This is a genomic window from Pseudomonas oleovorans subsp. oleovorans, assembly GCF_002197815.1.
Taxonomy (GTDB): domain Bacteria; phylum Pseudomonadota; class Gammaproteobacteria; order Pseudomonadales; family Pseudomonadaceae; genus Aquipseudomonas; species Aquipseudomonas oleovorans.
On sequence record NZ_NIUB01000004.1, the window covers coordinates 84,121 to 98,767 of the forward strand.

Here is a 14,647-nt window from a genome sequence, read left to right on the forward strand (position 1 = left end):
CTTGCCGGATCATCCAGAACTAGCGGATCGGGCAAGCGAACCAAAGATACATAAACAAAAAAGCCCCGTCCTACGGACAGGGCTTTTCCAGCGCGTAGGCGATTAGGCCTGAACGACGCTCACGTAGCGACGGCCGAAAGCGCCCTTCACTTCGAACTTGACCACGCCTTCGACTTTAGCGAAGAGGGTGTGATCCTTGCCCATGCCCACGCCGAAACCCGGGTGGAACTCGGTGCCGCGCTGACGAACGATGATGTTACCGGCCTTGATGACCTGACCACCGTACATTTTCACGCCAAGGCGTTTACTTTCGGAATCGCGGCCGTTACGGGTAGAACCGCCAGCTTTTTTGTGTGCCATGAGTCAATACTCCTATAAAGGATCGGGGCCGACGAATCAGGCCTGGATACCGGTGATTTTGATCTCAGTGAACCACTGACGGTGGCCCTGACGCTTCATGTGGTGCTTACGACGGCGGAACTTGATGATACGCACTTTGTCGTGACGGCCTTGCGACACGACTTCGGCAACCACTTTAGCGCCGTCTACGACCGGAGCGCCGATTTTAACGTCGTCGCCGTTGCCGATCAGCAGAACGCGATCGAAAGTCACGGCTTCGCCAGTGGCGACTTCGAGCTTCTCGATCTTGAGGAATTCGCCTTCGGTGACTTTGTATTGCTTGCCACCAGTAACAATTACTGCGTACATGGTAAATCTCCGTTGATCCTGCTCACCCAGCGCTTTAGAAAAGTCGTTATTGGCTGGCATGGCTGCTTGGGGCCGGAAGTGACACCCTTGCAATTGCGTAAGGCAGGGAAATGCCCAGGGGGAAGTTCAGGGTGCGCGATTGTACGCAAGCGCCGAACGCCGCGCAAGGGCCGCAAGTGCTCGCCTTGACAGCCCCCACCCCGCCACCTAGCATGCCGCGCAACCTCAAAGGAGCACCAGTCGCCGATGCAACCCCAGGCTTTCTACCGCGTGGTAGCGGACGATTTCACCGCCGTCGATGGCATCATTCGCCAACAGGTGGTTTCCCGCGTGCCGCTGGTGGAAAAGATCGGCGACTATATCATCTCCGCTGGCGGCAAGCGCCTGCGCCCATTGCTGGTACTGCTCAGCGGGCGTGCATTGGGTTACCAGGCCGATGACCTGCGCCTACTGGCCGCCACCATCGAATTTCTGCACACCGCCACCCTGCTGCATGACGACGTGGTCGACATGTCCGACATGCGCCGTGGCCGCAGCACCGCCAATGCACAATGGGGCAACGCACCGAGCGTGCTGGTGGGCGACTTCCTATATTCACGCTCGTTCGAAATGATGGTCGAGCTCGGCTCCATGCCGGTGATGAAGATTCTCTCTCACGCCACCCGCGTGATCGCCGAAGGCGAAGTGCTGCAACTGTCCAAGGTACGCGACGCCAGCACCACGGAAGAGACCTACATGGAAGTCATCCGCGGCAAGACCGCGATGCTATTCGAGGCCTCGACCCACAGTGCCGCCGCCCTGGCCGGCGCCAACGAGGTGCAGCGCGAAGCCCTGCGCACCTTCGGTGATCATCTGGGCATCGCTTTCCAGCTGGTCGATGACCTGCTCGACTACAAGGGCGATGCAGCCGAACTGGGCAAGAACGTCGGTGACGACCTGGCCGAAGGCAAACCGACCCTGCCGCTGATCTACACCATGCGTGAAGGCACCGAGGAACAGGCCGCCCTAGTACGCCGCGCGATTCAGAAAGGCGGCATCGAAGACCTGGAAAGCATCCGCGTCGCCGTGGATGCCGCCGGCGCTCTGGAATACACCGCTCAGCTCGCTCGCGACTACGCCGAACGTGCCATTGCCTGCCTGGACGTGCTGCCGGCTGGTGAGTATCGCGACGCGCTGATCGAGCTGAGCCGTTTCGCCGTCGCCCGCACGCACTAAGAAGTAGCCCGGATGCAATCCGGGAAAGGCCCACCACCTGGTATCCGCCCCGGATTACATCCGGGCTACGGGTTCGCGATACCCCGCGCTGGCACAAACGAAAACGCCCCGAACCAGTCGGGGCGTTTTTCGTTCAGGCCTGGTGGATTACAGACGCAGGCCGCCGTCTAGCTCCAGAATGCGACCCGTGTAGTAGTCGTTTTCCAGAATGTAGGCCACCGAATGGGCGATCTCGGCCGGCTTGCCCATGCGCTTGAGCGGAATGCCCGAGGTCATTTTCTCCAGCGCTTCCGGCTTCATGCTGGCGGTCATCTCGGTTTCGATGAAGCCCGGCGCCACGCCCGCGACGCGAATGCCGTAACGCGCCAGCTCCTTGGCCCAGACCACGGTGTCGGCAGCCACGCCCGCCTTGGCGGCGGAGTAGTTGGCCTGCCCCATATTGCCCGCGCGGGAAATGGAGGAAATGTTGACGATCGCGCCCTCGTTCTTCAGCTCGATCATCTTCGCCGCCACTTCACGGGTACAGAGGAACACGCCGGTCAGGTTGACGTCGATCACCGCCTGCCACTGCGCCAGGCTCATCTTGGTCATCTCGCCATCTTTCACGCGGATGGTCAGGCCATCACGCAGGATGCCAGCATTGTTGATCAGGCCGTTGATGGCGCCGAAGTCATCGGCCACCTGGGCAACCATATGGGTCACCTGCTCTTCATCGGCGACGTTGCACAGGTAGGCACGGGCGTCACCACCAGCGGCCTTGCAGGCAGCCACGGCTTCGTCGAGTTTTTCCTGGTTCAGATCCACCAGCGCCAGCTTGGCGCCCTTGGCCGCCAGGTACTCACCCATGGCGCGACCCAGTCCCTGGCAACCGCCAGTGATGATGATGACTTTGTCTTTCAGTTGCATCGCTTTATCCCCTCAAGGTGCAGCATTTAGCGACCCCGCCGATGCCCGCTAGCCGCTATGCTAGGGCGTCTGTCCGTTTCTGACGGATTCTTTGCGAGGAGTCATTAAGGTGAGCGTGAAAGCCGGCAAGCATGCACGAGAATTGCTGCTCAAGGAATACCGTGGCGTGCTCAGCACCCACTCCAAGGCCATGCCGGGTTTCCCTTTCGGATCGGTGGTGCCCTACTGCCTGGACGCCGAGGGCCGGCCGCTGATCCTGATCAGCCGCATCGCCCAGCACACCCATAACCTCGGACAGGACGCCAAATGTTCGCTATTGGTCGGCGAGCGTGGCGCAGAGGATGTGCAGGCGGTCGGCCGCCTCACTTTGCTCGCCGAAGCACGACAGTTGCATGACGAGAGCGAAATCGAAGCGGCCGCACAGCGTTATTACCGCTTTTTCCCCCAGTCGCGCGACTACCATCGGGCGCATGATTTCGATTTCTGGCGGTTGGAGCCGGTGCGCTGGCGTTTCATCGGCGGCTTCGGCGCCATTCACTGGCTCGACCAGGTGACCCTGGCCAACCCCTTCGCGACAGACGGTAGCGAAGCGAGCATGGTCGAGCACATGAATGAAGATCACGCCAAGGCCATCGCCCATTACGTCGAACTGGCCGGCCTGCCGCAACACGAGCCCGCGCAGATGGCCGGTGTCGACAGTGAAGGCTTTCATCTGCGCATCGGCCAGAGCCTGTACTGGCTGCCCTTTCCCGCACCCTGCAGCAATCCCGGCGCCGTGCGCCAGGCGCTGGTGCAACTGGCCAGAGCCGAGAGCTGGCCGACCAATGGCGCGCCTTCAGCTTGAATTAAGCGCGAAACGCCATACTTAACCCCTACGGGAAGCCTGTCTTCCGCCAAGGACTCTTCGACCCATGCGCGCGTTTCTGTTCCTCTTTCTGCTCTTTCCCATCATCGAGCTGGCCCTGCTGATCAAGGTTGGCAGCGCCATTGGCGTGCTGCCCACGCTGTTGCTGGTGATTGGCACCGCCATCCTCGGCAGCGTGCTGCTGCGCGTCGCCGGAGTCGCCACCGCCTGGCGCGTCCGCGAAAAGCTCGCACGCGGCGAGCTGCCCGAGCAGGAAATGCTCGAAGGCCTGCTGATTGCCGTCGGTGGTGGCCTGCTGCTGCTGCCAGGCTTCATCAGCGACATCTTCGGCGTGCTCTGCCTGTTCCCCTTCACCCGCCGCCTGCTGGTCGGCAAGATTCGGCGCCGCGCCCAGGAACAAGCCATGCGCCAGCGTGCCTTCTTCGACGACCAGGCCGCCCGCAGCGGCAAGACCAACCCCAACGTGCTCGAAGGCGAGTACGAACGCCGCGACTGATCCCTACAGCACCTGTAGGAGCCGGCTTGCCGGCGATCCCTCCCTGGCTGATCGCCGGCAAGCCGGCTCCTACGCAAAGTCGTCAGGCTGCGGTGCTTACCACGAGCGCCGCCCCCCTCTGCAACGCAAAAATTTTCACCCCCGCCCCTTGAAATACCCTTGCCCGCCCACATGTAACTGTCACCGCAAGGTACCTGCCCACTGAGGCAGTCCAACTTTCGCGGTACGCCCAGCGTGCCGCACCCGGCCTCGCCGGATTTTACAAACCCGCCGACCACACAGAGTCGGCAAGTTGGCCATCAATTGTTAGGAGAGATCGACAATGAAGCTTCGTCCTCTGCATGACCGCGTCGTGATCCGTCGCAGCGAAGAAGAGACCAAAACCGCAGGTGGCATCGTGCTGCCGGGTTCGGCCGCCGAGAAGCCGAACCAGGGTGAAGTCGTTGCCGTCGGTACCGGTAAGGTTCTGGATAACGGCGAAGTCCGTCCGCTGGCCGTCAAGGTTGGTGACAAGGTGGTATTCGGCCCCTACTCCGGCAGCAACACCGTCAAGGTCGACGGCGAAGACCTGCTGGTCATGGGCGAGCACGAAATCCTCGCTGTCATCGAAGCCTGATTCCCACGAATCTCCGTTTAAACCTTCAAGAATTTGAGGACTGATCAAAATGGCTGCTAAAGAAGTCAAGTTTGGCGATTCCGCCCGCAAGAAAATGCTCGTAGGCGTCAACGTACTGGCCGACGCCGTTAAAGCCACCCTCGGCCCGAAAGGTCGTAACGTGGTTCTGGCCAAATCCTTCGGCGCTCCGACCATCACCAAAGACGGTGTTTCGGTTGCCAAGGAAATCGAACTGAAAGACGCCTTCGAAAACATGGGCGCCCAGCTGGTCAAGGACGTAGCATCCAAGGCCAACGACGCTGCCGGTGACGGCACCACCACCGCTACCGTTCTGGCTCAAGCCATCGTCAACGAAGGTCTGAAGTCCGTCGCTGCCGGCATGAACCCGATGGATCTGAAGCGCGGCATCGACAAGGCCACCGCGGCCATCGTCGCCCAGCTGAAAGACCTGGCCAAGCCGTGCGCCGACTCCAAGGCCATCGCTCAGGTCGGCACCATCTCCGCCAACTCCGACAACTCCATCGGTGACATCATCGCCGAAGCCATGGACAAGGTCGGCAAAGAAGGCGTGATCACCGTTGAAGAAGGCTCGGGCCTGGAAAACGAACTGTCCGTCGTAGAAGGCATGCAGTTCGACCGCGGCTACCTGTCGCCGTACTTCATCAACAAGCCGGACACCATGGTTGCCGAGCTGGACAGCCCGCTGCTGCTGCTGGTCGACAAGAAGATCAGCAACATCCGCGAACTGCTGCCGGTTCTGGAAGCCGTTGCCAAGGCTGGCCGTCCGCTGCTGATCGTTGCTGAAGACGTCGAAGGCGAAGCCCTGGCTACCCTGGTCGTCAACAACATGCGCGGCATCGTCAAGGTCGCTGCCGTCAAGGCTCCGGGCTTCGGCGACCGCCGCAAGGCCATGCTGCAGGACATCGCCATCCTGACCGGCGGCACCGTGATCTCCGAAGAAGTTGGCCTGTCCCTGGAAAGCGCCACTCTGGAGCACCTGGGTAACGCCAAGCGTGTCGTGCTGAACAAGGACAACACCACCATCATCGATGGTGCTGGTGCCCAGGTCGACATCGAAGCCCGCGTTGCGCAGATCCGCAAGCAGATCGAAGAAACCTCTTCCGACTACGACAAAGAGAAGCTGCAAGAGCGTCTGGCCAAGCTGGCCGGCGGTGTTGCCGTGATCAAGGTTGGCGCTGCCACCGAAGTCGAGATGAAAGAGAAGAAAGCCCGCGTTGAAGACGCCCTGCACGCTACCCGCGCAGCAGTGGAAGAAGGCGTGGTACCTGGCGGTGGCGTAGCCCTGGTGCGCGCTCTGCAGGCCATCGACGGCCTGAAAGGCGACAACGAAGACCAGAACGTCGGTATCGCGCTGCTGCGTCGCGCTGTTGAAGCGCCGCTGCGTCAGATCGTCTCCAACGCCGGCGGCGAGCCGAGCGTCGTGGTCGACAAGGTCAAGCAGGGTTCGGGCAACTTCGGCTTCAACGCCGCGACCGACACCTACGGCGACATGATCGAGATGGGTATTCTCGACCCGGCCAAGGTGACCCGTTCGGCCCTGCAAGCTGCAGCCTCCATCGGTGGCCTGATGATCACCACCGAGGCCATGGTGGCCGACGCGGCTGACGACAAAGGCCCGGCCATGCCTGACATGGGCGGCATGGGCGGTATGGGTGGCATGGGCGGCATGATGTAAGCCGACCGGCTCCCTCGCAGCACCAAGAACCCCGCGCTTGTCGCGGGGTTTTTTTTGGCCTGCCATCCATGGCGGCCACCCTGCGGGCCGTCGCTACGCGACGTTATAAATTTCTCCTGGAAATTTTTTATGCCCGATGAAAAGCGCTACAGGCCGAAAATCCGATGACATTACCGATGGACTCGGGAACGTTGTTTGCTTATGTTTTGTTACAACCCTGAACGACGTAGTCCCCGCTCACGAGACGAGTGCTGCGCAAACCTCCAATAGAAGAACAAAAATATGGCCTTTTGCAGTACGCGCGAGATTCCTCAGCAGGTATTCCAATACTGGTGGCAACAGCAAGGTGATTGGGTCGAAGAGCCCAATGCTCGCCGCGGCGGCAAAAGTGGCGTGCAGCGCCTGCTGGATGAAACCGGCGTGCTCTACGCCAAGAAACAGATCGGCCATATCTACCGCAGCCTGCTGCACCCACAGGGACGCCCGACCGTACTGCGCGAACGCAGTGCATTGCTGGCCCTGGACGCACTCGGCGTGCCCGTTCCCAAGCTGATCTACTGCGGCGTTGAACGCGACCCACAACAGGGCTGGCGGGGCCTGCTGGTGACCGCCGAGCTCGAAGGCTTCATGGACATCCAAAGCTGGTACGCCAAAGGCGGCCGCGAAGCCTGTGGCGAAACCGTACACACCGAGCTGCTGCAACTTGTTGGCGCGACTCTGGCGCGCATGCACCTGGGGCGCTGGCAGCACGGTTGCTTGTATGCCAAACATGTCTTCGTTAACCTTGCCGGCGAAACGCCGCAGGTTGCCCTGCTGGATCTGGAGAAAAGCCGTCGCCGCCTGACACGCGTCCAAGCCGCTCAGCACGACCTGCCTCAACTGCGACGCCACAGCCCTTGGTCCGACGCCGACTGGCAGCAACTGCTACAGGGCTATCGCCAGATCTTCGCCGATGGTGCCAAAGGCCTCGGCACGGCTATTGCCTAAACAAACGACTGCCGGCCCAGGGCCGGTAGTGTTTTTTCCGCAACACCTCGTTCCATCCCCATCACCCCCACCAGGAAGTGGCTCTACCTTGCACCTTTGCGCTGGGTAGCAAACAGAGCTGCAGGCGACTGCAACTGCCAGGGCCGGCTGTTACAGGGGGGCCTTAACGGGCACCTAAGGTTACGTCGATATGTTACCCGCAGCATTGTTGAACCAACCGACAAGGCCTGTGTCCCAGTACAGCCCCGGCTGGTGCCAGCTACGCGCTAAGACCGTTCGTCGCATGAGACGACGACAAGGCAATGGGTGATCTAGGTTTAGCGAACAGCGTTTGGCAGCGCTTTCAAGGGGTTAGCAAAATGAAATTAGAAATAGCACGAGGTTTGTTCTTGGGCCTCGCCCTCAGCGTAACGGCAATCGCCGCCGCAGCCTGGCAGGAGCCCGGCCCACGTGTGCTGGAAGCGCAAGCCTGCACCGCCGCAGAGCCCTGCCCCACCGAGCCTTTGCGCAAGCAAGTGCAGCCCGCCGCCAAACCCGATGCCAACCTGCTGGTGCTGATGTTCGGCCTCAGTGGCGCAATGAAGGGCGAGCACTAAGCCATACCCACGGTCACACCTTCGCCAAGCGGGCTGACCTGCAGCAGCAGGTGGCCCGTCAGGCGCTGCCTCTTGGCGCTCATACCCGTGCAGCTCGATCACCCGCTCTGCTCCTCGATACTTCCAGTACTCGCTCATGCCTCTGGCCCCACAGCCCCCCTGAAAATGCCCGCATAATGGCGTTTTAGCAGGCTGGCGCTTCAGCAGGCGAAGCAGTTCTTCGCTATTTCCGCTTACGCCCCGCAAGCGGGAGAGGGGAACTGATCGCTGTTCCGTCAGCAATCTCGGTTGGCTGAAAGATTTTCGCGGCTGAAGCCCCTCCTACAAGAACGCGGCGATACCAGCGACCTTGCCTTCACGCCCCCGCTATCAACCGCTCGATGATCTGCCGTCGCTCAGGATGCTCCGGCACCCGAATGCCAAACTCCTCGCGCAGAACCCTGAGCACCTCATCGACACTCTGCAGTTGCACCCGCTCACTCGCCTGCCCCAGGCGGTGGATGGCGAAGCTGCCGTTGTTCAGCGTTTTGCGCAGGCCTGGCCCGGTGCGTGCGGCGATCATCTGGCCGAGAAAGGGCGATTCCGGGTGGGTGCACACGTACCAGTTGCCCACCACGTAATCGATATCCGCCACCTGCTGCAGATCGAACAGGTACATCGCCCGCCAGCTGTCCGCCACCAGTGCGCGCAAGGTGTAGGTGTCATCCACCAGCGTCAAACGATAAGGCTCATGCGGCGTGGCCTGCTCGGCCTCACTGTCGAGCAGCAAGGGACCGGTGGGCACCATGCGGCCGAAGCCGACGTCGGTGATGTAGCAAACGCCCCCAGGGTCACCAGCACCAGCATATGGGTACGCGCTGGCAGGGCATCTTCCGGCCCGCCCATGACCACGCGGCCGGTCAGCCCGCGCGCGTCGAAGCCCAATTCCTGCAACAGCAGCAGGTACAGACGGTTGAGTTCGAAGCAGTAACCGCCACGGCCCTGGCGCAGCAGCTTGTCCTGGACCGCGGCGGGTTCGACCTCCACCGGCACGCGCAGCATGCTCGCCAGGGTTTCGAAGGGGAACTCGGCAGTGTGCCGCTCTTGCAGCTCGCGCAGGGTGTCGAGGGTCGGTGGCGGCGCCGACGAGTAACCCAGGCGCCCGAGGTACATGTGTAAATCCAGCATGAATGGCTCGGTCATCGTGCATCTCCCTTTTCTACCTGCCGGCTGTATTACCAGAGGACGTGGACAGACGATATGCAACGAGCGGCATGGCGTGCTCGAATCAGCGCTTTCGCTTTGCGGCAGCCGGCACACACAAACCGGCACAAATGCGCCAATCTATCGCTCACCGCACGAGCTTGCCCGAGGACTCCATGATGCACCTGCGCCATTGCTGCACCCTTTCCCTGTTAATCACCCTGGGCGGCTGCGGCGCCGGTGAGACGGCCGCTACGGCGACGCTCCAGGCTGAGCAGGCCAAACAGGCCCAACAGCAGATGGAGCAGCTCAAGCAGCAGATCGACCAGGCCAATGCGGCGAACACTCGGCGTCTGCAGGAGGCCATCGACCAGGCGCAGTGAACGGCGTCTCCAGCGGAGCGCTGCTTGCAACGAGCAACCTGCTGCCTGACAACAAAAAGGCCGATCTCTTGATCGGCCTTTTCATTCAAAGCAGCAGCTCACTCAGCCATTGCTGGGGAAGGCGAACTGCGCCGCTTCGTGGCTCTTGCGCGCCGGCCAGCGCTGGGTGATGGCCTTCTTGCGGGTGTAGAAGCGCACGCCATCCGGGCCGTAGGCATGCAGGTCGCCGAACAGCGAGCGCTTCCAGCCGCCGAAGCTGTGGTAAGCCACCGGTACCGGCAGCGGCACGTTGACGCCGACCATTCCCACTTCGATCTCGTCGCAGAACAGGCGCGCCGCTTCACCGTCACGGGTGAAGATGCAGGTGCCGTTGCCGTACTCGTGATCGTTGATCAGTTGCATGGCTTCTTCCAGGCTGCCGACGCGAACGATGCACAGCACCGGGCCGAAGATCTCGTCGGTGTAGATGGTCATGTCCGGGGTCACTCGGTCGAACAGGGTGCCGCCGACGAAGTAGCCGTTCTCGTTACCCGGCACCACCAGACCACGACCATCGACCACCAGCTTGGCGCCCTGCGCCACACCGGCGTCGATGTAGCCCTTGACCTTGTCGCGCGCTGCAGCGGTGACCAGCGGGCCCATGTCGAGGCCGCAAGAGGTACCGGCACCGATCTTCAGCGCCTGGATCTGCGGGACGATCTTCTCGACCAGCGCATCGGCGATCTGGTCGCCCACGCACACGGCCACGGAGATGGCCATGCAGCGCTCACCGCAGGAGCCGTAGGCCGCGCCCATCAGTGCGCTGACGGCGTTGTCCAGGTCGGCATCGGGCATCAGCACGGCGTGGTTCTTGGCGCCGCCCAGGGCCTGCACGCGTTTGCCACGCTTGGTGCCTTCGCTGTAGATGTATTCGGCGATCGGCGTCGAACCGACAAAGCTCAGGGCCTTGACCTCAGGCGCTTCGATCAGCGCGTCGACCGCGTCCTTGTCGCCGTTGACCACGTTCAGCACGCCCTTGGGCAGGCCGGCCTGGTTCAGCAGTTCGGCGATGAACAGGGTGGAGCTCGGGTCGCGCTCGGACGGCTTCAAGATGAAGCAGTTACCGCAGACGATGGCCAGCGGGTACATCCACAGCGGCACCATGGCCGGGAAGTTGAACGGGGTAATTCCTGCCACGACGCCAATGGGTTGCAGGTCGGTCCAGGCGTCGATGTTCGGGCCGACGTTGCGGCTGTATTCGCCCTTGAGAATGTCCGGGGCGGCGCAGGCGAACTCGACGTTCTCGATGCCGCGCTTGAGTTCACCGACGGCGTCTTCGAGGGTCTTGCCGTGCTCGGCGCTGATCAGTGCGGCGATTTCGTTCTCGTTCTGCTCCAGCAACTGCCTGAAGCGGAACATGATCTGCGCGCGCTTGGCCGGCGGTGTGTTGCGCCAGGCCGGGAAGGCAGCCTTGGCGGCGTCGATGGCCAGTTGCATGGTGGCGCGATCAGCCAGGCCGACGGCGCTGGTGGAGTCGCCGGTGGACGGGTTGTACACCGGGGCGCTGCGACCGTTGCCGGCAACGCGCTCGCCGTTGATCAGGTGAGGGATATGGCTCATGGGAAAGCTCCTAGACGTAATTACTGTGGGTAGGAGCCGGCTTGCCGGCGATCCGTTTTACAACATCGCCCGCAAGCGGGCTCCTACAGAAAGGGGTGCGCTCGCTCTTAATCCAGCTTGTTCAGCACGTCGCCGACGGCGTTGAAGACGCGGTCGAGATCTTCCATCTTGGCATTGAAGGTCGGGCCGAACTGCAGGGTGTCGCCACCGAAGCGTACGTAGAAACCGGCCTTCCACAGGGCCATGCCGGCCTCGAACGGACGGATCACCGCGTCACCGTCACGCGGGGCGATCTGCAGGGCGCCAGCCAGGCCGCAGTTGCGAATATCGATGATGTGCTTGGTACCCTTCAGGCCATGCAGCGCGGCCTCGAACTTCGGCGCCAACTCGGCGGACTGCTGGATCAGGTTCTCGCGCTTGAGCAACTCCAGCGTCGCCAGACCAGCGGCGCAGGCCACCGGGTGCGCCGAGTAGGTGTAGCCGTGGGTGAACTCGATCATGTGCTCCGGCGACGGCTGCTGCATGAAGGTGTTGTAGATCTCGCTGCTGGTGATCACCGCACCCAGCGGGATGGCGCCGTTGGTGATCTGCTTGGCGACGTTCATCAGGTCTGGGGTCACGCCGAAGAACTCCGCGCCGCTCCACTTGCCCATGCGGCCGAAGCCGGTGATGACTTCGTCGAAGATCAGCAGGATATTGTGCTGGGTGCAGATTTCGCGCAGGCGCTGCAGGTAGCCCACCGGCGGCACGAGGGCGCCAGCGGAGCCGGACATCGGCTCGACGATCACCGCGGCGATGTTGGAAGCGTCGTGCAGCTCGATCAGCTTGAGCAGTTCATTGGCCAGTTCCACGCCGCCAGTTTCGGCCATGCCCTTGGTGAAGGCCATGCCCGGCTGCAGGGTGTGCGGCAGGTGGTCGGCGTCCATCAGTTGGCCGTACATCTTACGGTTGCCACCGATGCCGCCCAACGCGGTGCCGGCGATGTTGACGCCGTGGTAGCCACGGGCACGACCGATGAAACGAGTCTTGGAGGCCTGGCCTTTGAGGCGCCAGTAGGCCTTGGCCATCTTCACCGCGGTGTCGGCGCACTCGGAGCCGGAGCCGGTGAAGAACACGTGGTTGAGGTCGCCCGGCATCAGGTCGGCGACCTGCTCGGCCAGTTTGAACGACAGCGCATGGCCGAACTGGAAGCCCGGCGAATAGTCGAGGGTACCGAGTTGCTTGGCCACGGCCTCCTGGATTTCCTTGCGCGAGTGGCCGGCGCCGCAGGTCCACAGGCCGGACAGGCTGTCGTAGATCTTGCGGCCCTGATCATCGACCAGCCAACTGCCTTCAGCACCCACGATCAGACGCGGGTCGCGCTGGAAGTTGCGGTTGGCGGAGAACGGCATCCAGTGCGCATCCAGCTTGAGCTGGCTGGCCAGGGACGGGGTTGCAGTCTGCGGCATGTTCATTGGGAGCCTCACTCGGGCAGGCAATCGGGTGTAGGAGCCCGCTTGCGGGCGATGATCGCCGGCAAGCCGGCTCCTACAGGGTAGTTGCCAGCAAAGGTGCCACGGGCATAGAGTCAGTAAAACAATGCTCTTCTTATCTTCAGTTCAAGGCTTACTAAACTAATGAGCAGCCGCCGTCCCGATCCGCTGGCCCAGGTCAGCGACTTTGAAATCCGCCTGCTCAAACTGTTTCGCAGCGTGGTCGAATGCGGCGGCTTCTCTGCCGCAGAAAGCGCGCTGGGCATCGGTCGCTCGGCCATCAGCCAGCAGATGAGCGACCTCGAACAACGCCTTGGCCTGCGCCTGTGCCAGCGTGGCCGCGCCGGCTTCGCCCTGACCGAGGAAGGCCGCGAGGTGTACCAGAGCACGCTGCAGTTGCTGGCGGCGCTGGAGAGCTTTCGCACCGAGGTCAACGGCCTGCACCAGCACCTGCGCGGCGAGCTGAACATCGGCCTGACCGACAACCTGGTGACCATCCCGCACATGCGCATTACCAATGCCCTGGCGCGCCTCAAGGTACAGGGGCCGGACGTGCGCATCCATATCCGCATGACGCCACCCTCGGAAGTGGAACAGGGCGTGCTCGACGGTCGCCTGCATATCGGCGTGGTGCCGCAGGTCGGCGCCCTCTCCGGCCTCGAATACCAGGCGCTCTACGACGAGCGCTCGCTGCTCTACTGCGCGGTCGGCCACCCGCTGTTCTACGTCGATGATCTGCAGCTCGAGGACGAAAGACTCAACGCCCAGGAGGCGATCGCCCCGACCTTTCGCGTGCCGCCCGAGGTACAGAGCCATTACCAGGCGCTGAACTGCACGGCCAGCGCCTCGGACCGCGAGGGCATGGCCTTTCTCATCCTCACCGGACGTTACATCGGCTACCTGCCGGATCATTACGCCCAGGCATGGGTGCAGCAGGGGCGCTTGCGCGCGCTCAAGGCCAGCAGCCGCTACTACGACATCAACCTGGCAGCGGTCACGCGCAAAGGACGGCGTGCCCATCTGGTACTGGAGAGTTTTCTCGAAGCACTGGCCGATGGCTGAGTGCCAGATGCCGGAAAAGCCCCCACACAGCCGCCTCTCGGGGCAATTGAGCCCTGCCCCAGCGTTTTTCCACGTAGCGCACTTGTCACCCAGGCAATGCTGGGGTATCAGTGCAGGCGCGCCGCTCCCCGATCAGCATGGAATTGCTCTATGACCTTCGAAGTACCCGCCCATCACACCAGCGACAAACCTGCCGGGCGCATTCGCCAGAAGAATGAAGAAGCCATCATCAAGGCCGCCGAGGAAGAGTTCGCCCGCCATGGTTTCAAGGGCACCAGCATGAACACCATCGCGCAGAACGTCGGCCTGCCCAAGGCCAACCTGCACTACTACTTCAACAATAAGCTGGGCCTGTACCTGGCGGTGCTGAGCAATATCCTCGAACTGTGGGACAGCACCTTCAACACCCTGAGCGTCGATGATGATCCGGCCGAGGCGCTGGAGCGCTACATCCGCGCCAAGATGGAGTTTTCCCGGCGCCAGCCGAAGGCTTCGCGCATCTTCGCCATGGAAGTGATCAGCGGCGGCGACTGCCTGTCGCAGTATTTCAACCAGCACTACCTGGACTGGTTCCGTGGCCGCGCTGCCGTGTTCGAGGCCTGGATCGCCGCCGGCAAGATGGATCCGGTCGACCCCATGCACCTGATCTTCCTGCTCTGGGGCAGCACCCAGCACTACGCCGACTTCGCCTCGCAAATCTGCCGCGTCAAGCAGTGTTCACGCCTGACCAAGCAGGACTTCGAGGAGGCCGCCGATCAACTGGTGCAGATCATCCTCAAGGGCTGCGGCCTGACGCCCGTCAACAAAGCTTCATAGATTCGTCACATCCGCGCACTAGGCTGCCCTCCATTTCTGGAGGAGACA

Annotated in this window: 15 protein-coding genes and 1 pseudogene; 10 read left to right on the forward strand and 6 right to left on the reverse strand. The window is 62.2% G+C overall.

Annotated features, from left to right (window positions below; all coding sequences use genetic code 11):
- Nucleotides 1-102: 102 nt before the first annotated feature.
- Together rpmA and rplU are read right to left on the reverse strand one after the other, a co-directional pair.
- Complete coding sequence (gene rpmA, locus PSOLE_RS03255; RefSeq protein WP_061240940.1) at nucleotides 103-360, reverse strand: 50S ribosomal protein L27; 258 nt, start codon at nucleotides 358-360, stop codon at nucleotides 103-105.
- 36 nt (nucleotides 361-396) lie between these two features.
- A complete protein-coding gene (gene rplU / locus PSOLE_RS03260) occupies nucleotides 397-708 on the reverse strand; it encodes a 50S ribosomal protein L21 (protein ID WP_021445340.1) in 312 nt (103 codons plus the stop codon).
- A gap of 246 nt (nucleotides 709-954) precedes the next feature.
- On the opposite strand from rplU, the gene PSOLE_RS03265 reads away from it, so the two are divergent.
- Nucleotides 955-1,923: a polyprenyl synthetase family protein gene (locus PSOLE_RS03265; RefSeq protein WP_074855277.1), complete on the forward strand. Its 969-nt coding sequence runs from the start codon at nucleotides 955-957 to the stop codon at nucleotides 1,921-1,923.
- 147 nt (nucleotides 1,924-2,070) lie between these two features.
- Here PSOLE_RS03265 and PSOLE_RS03270 read toward each other — a convergent pair whose 3' ends face one another.
- On the reverse strand, nucleotides 2,071-2,829 hold the full coding sequence (locus PSOLE_RS03270) for an SDR family oxidoreductase (protein ID WP_074855278.1): 759 nt from the start codon (nucleotides 2,827-2,829) through the stop codon (nucleotides 2,071-2,073).
- 109 nt (nucleotides 2,830-2,938) lie between these two features.
- On the opposite strand from PSOLE_RS03270, the gene PSOLE_RS03275 reads away from it, so the two are divergent.
- From PSOLE_RS03275 to PSOLE_RS03300, 6 genes are all read left to right on the forward strand, one after another.
- Nucleotides 2,939-3,673 carry a HugZ family pyridoxamine 5'-phosphate oxidase gene (locus PSOLE_RS03275; RefSeq protein WP_074855279.1) on the forward strand — a complete coding sequence of 245 codons (735 nt, stop codon included), beginning with the start codon at nucleotides 2,939-2,941 and terminating at the stop codon, nucleotides 3,671-3,673.
- Between the two features lie 67 nt (nucleotides 3,674-3,740).
- The gene (locus PSOLE_RS03280; RefSeq protein ID WP_074855280.1) at nucleotides 3,741-4,190 is read left to right on the forward strand and encodes an FxsA family protein; all 450 of its coding nucleotides are present in this window, start codon (nucleotides 3,741-3,743) and stop codon (nucleotides 4,188-4,190) included.
- Nucleotides 4,191-4,512: 322 nt separating this feature from the next.
- A complete protein-coding gene (locus PSOLE_RS03285) occupies nucleotides 4,513-4,806 on the forward strand; it encodes a co-chaperone GroES (RefSeq protein WP_021700385.1) in 294 nt (97 codons plus the stop codon).
- Between the two features lie 49 nt (nucleotides 4,807-4,855).
- Nucleotides 4,856-6,502: a chaperonin GroEL gene (groL, locus tag PSOLE_RS03290; protein WP_074855281.1), complete on the forward strand. Its 1,647-nt coding sequence runs from the start codon at nucleotides 4,856-4,858 to the stop codon at nucleotides 6,500-6,502.
- 282 nt (nucleotides 6,503-6,784) lie between these two features.
- Nucleotides 6,785-7,489 carry a lipopolysaccharide kinase InaA family protein gene (locus tag PSOLE_RS03295; RefSeq protein WP_074855282.1) on the forward strand — a complete coding sequence of 235 codons (705 nt, stop codon included), beginning with the start codon at nucleotides 6,785-6,787 and terminating at the stop codon, nucleotides 7,487-7,489.
- A gap of 359 nt (nucleotides 7,490-7,848) precedes the next feature.
- Nucleotides 7,849-8,085: a hypothetical protein gene (locus PSOLE_RS03300; protein ID WP_074855283.1), complete on the forward strand. Its 237-nt coding sequence runs from the start codon at nucleotides 7,849-7,851 to the stop codon at nucleotides 8,083-8,085.
- A 355-nt stretch (nucleotides 8,086-8,440) separates the two neighbouring features.
- Here the strand turns inward: PSOLE_RS03300 and PSOLE_RS03305 are convergent.
- A pseudogene (locus tag PSOLE_RS03305) lies at nucleotides 8,441-9,267 on the reverse strand (arylamine N-acetyltransferase family protein).
- Nucleotides 9,268-9,443: 176 nt separating this feature from the next.
- Here PSOLE_RS03305 and PSOLE_RS03310 point away from each other — a divergent pair.
- Complete coding sequence (locus PSOLE_RS03310; protein WP_169713308.1) at nucleotides 9,444-9,650, forward strand: hypothetical protein; 207 nt, start codon at nucleotides 9,444-9,446, stop codon at nucleotides 9,648-9,650.
- Nucleotides 9,651-9,752: 102 nt separating this feature from the next.
- Here PSOLE_RS03310 and PSOLE_RS03315 read toward each other — a convergent pair whose 3' ends face one another.
- Nucleotides 9,753-11,249, reverse strand: coding sequence for a CoA-acylating methylmalonate-semialdehyde dehydrogenase (locus tag PSOLE_RS03315; RefSeq protein WP_074855284.1), 1,497 nt, complete (start codon nucleotides 11,247-11,249; stop codon nucleotides 9,753-9,755).
- 107 nt (nucleotides 11,250-11,356) lie between these two features.
- Nucleotides 11,357-12,703, reverse strand: coding sequence for an aspartate aminotransferase family protein (locus tag PSOLE_RS03320; RefSeq protein WP_074855285.1), 1,347 nt, complete (start codon nucleotides 12,701-12,703; stop codon nucleotides 11,357-11,359).
- Nucleotides 12,704-12,865: 162 nt separating this feature from the next.
- On the opposite strand from PSOLE_RS03320, the gene PSOLE_RS03325 reads away from it, so the two are divergent.
- On the forward strand, nucleotides 12,866-13,783 hold the full coding sequence (locus PSOLE_RS03325) for a LysR family transcriptional regulator (protein WP_074855286.1): 918 nt from the start codon (nucleotides 12,866-12,868) through the stop codon (nucleotides 13,781-13,783).
- 150 nt (nucleotides 13,784-13,933) lie between these two features.
- Complete coding sequence (locus tag PSOLE_RS03330) at nucleotides 13,934-14,599, forward strand: TetR/AcrR family transcriptional regulator (protein ID WP_074855287.1); 666 nt, start codon at nucleotides 13,934-13,936, stop codon at nucleotides 14,597-14,599.
- Nucleotides 14,600-14,647: the final 48 nt, after the last annotated feature.

What these genes read in the sequence shown, in the direction of transcription:
- PSOLE_RS03325 (WP_074855286.1), top strand. Translation starts at nt 12,866, where the DNA reads ATGAGCAGCCGCCGTCCCGATCCGCTGGCCCAGGTCAGCGACTTTGAA.
- PSOLE_RS03300 (WP_074855283.1), top strand. Translation starts at nt 7,849, where the DNA reads ATGAAATTAGAAATAGCACGAGGTTTGTTCTTGGGCCTCGCCCTCAGC.
- PSOLE_RS03270 (WP_074855278.1), bottom strand. Translation starts at nt 2,829, where the DNA reads ATGCAACTGAAAGACAAAGTCATCATCATCACTGGCGGTTGCCAGGGA.
- PSOLE_RS03330 (WP_074855287.1), top strand. Translation starts at nt 13,934, where the DNA reads ATGACCTTCGAAGTACCCGCCCATCACACCAGCGACAAACCTGCCGGG.
- PSOLE_RS03265 (WP_074855277.1), top strand. Translation starts at nt 955, where the DNA reads ATGCAACCCCAGGCTTTCTACCGCGTGGTAGCGGACGATTTCACCGCC.
- PSOLE_RS03280 (WP_074855280.1), top strand. Translation starts at nt 3,741, where the DNA reads ATGCGCGCGTTTCTGTTCCTCTTTCTGCTCTTTCCCATCATCGAGCTG.
- groL (WP_074855281.1), top strand. Translation starts at nt 4,856, where the DNA reads ATGGCTGCTAAAGAAGTCAAGTTTGGCGATTCCGCCCGCAAGAAAATG.
- PSOLE_RS03320 (WP_074855285.1), bottom strand. Translation starts at nt 12,703, where the DNA reads ATGAACATGCCGCAGACTGCAACCCCGTCCCTGGCCAGCCAGCTCAAG.
- PSOLE_RS03315 (WP_074855284.1), bottom strand. Translation starts at nt 11,249, where the DNA reads ATGAGCCATATCCCTCACCTGATCAACGGCGAGCGCGTTGCCGGCAAC.
- PSOLE_RS03295 (WP_074855282.1), top strand. Translation starts at nt 6,785, where the DNA reads ATGGCCTTTTGCAGTACGCGCGAGATTCCTCAGCAGGTATTCCAATAC.
- rpmA (WP_061240940.1), bottom strand. Translation starts at nt 360, where the DNA reads ATGGCACACAAAAAAGCTGGCGGTTCTACCCGTAACGGCCGCGATTCC.
- PSOLE_RS03285 (WP_021700385.1), top strand. Translation starts at nt 4,513, where the DNA reads ATGAAGCTTCGTCCTCTGCATGACCGCGTCGTGATCCGTCGCAGCGAA.
- PSOLE_RS03310 (WP_169713308.1), top strand. Translation starts at nt 9,444, where the DNA reads ATGATGCACCTGCGCCATTGCTGCACCCTTTCCCTGTTAATCACCCTG.
- rplU (WP_021445340.1), bottom strand. Translation starts at nt 708, where the DNA reads ATGTACGCAGTAATTGTTACTGGTGGCAAGCAATACAAAGTCACCGAA.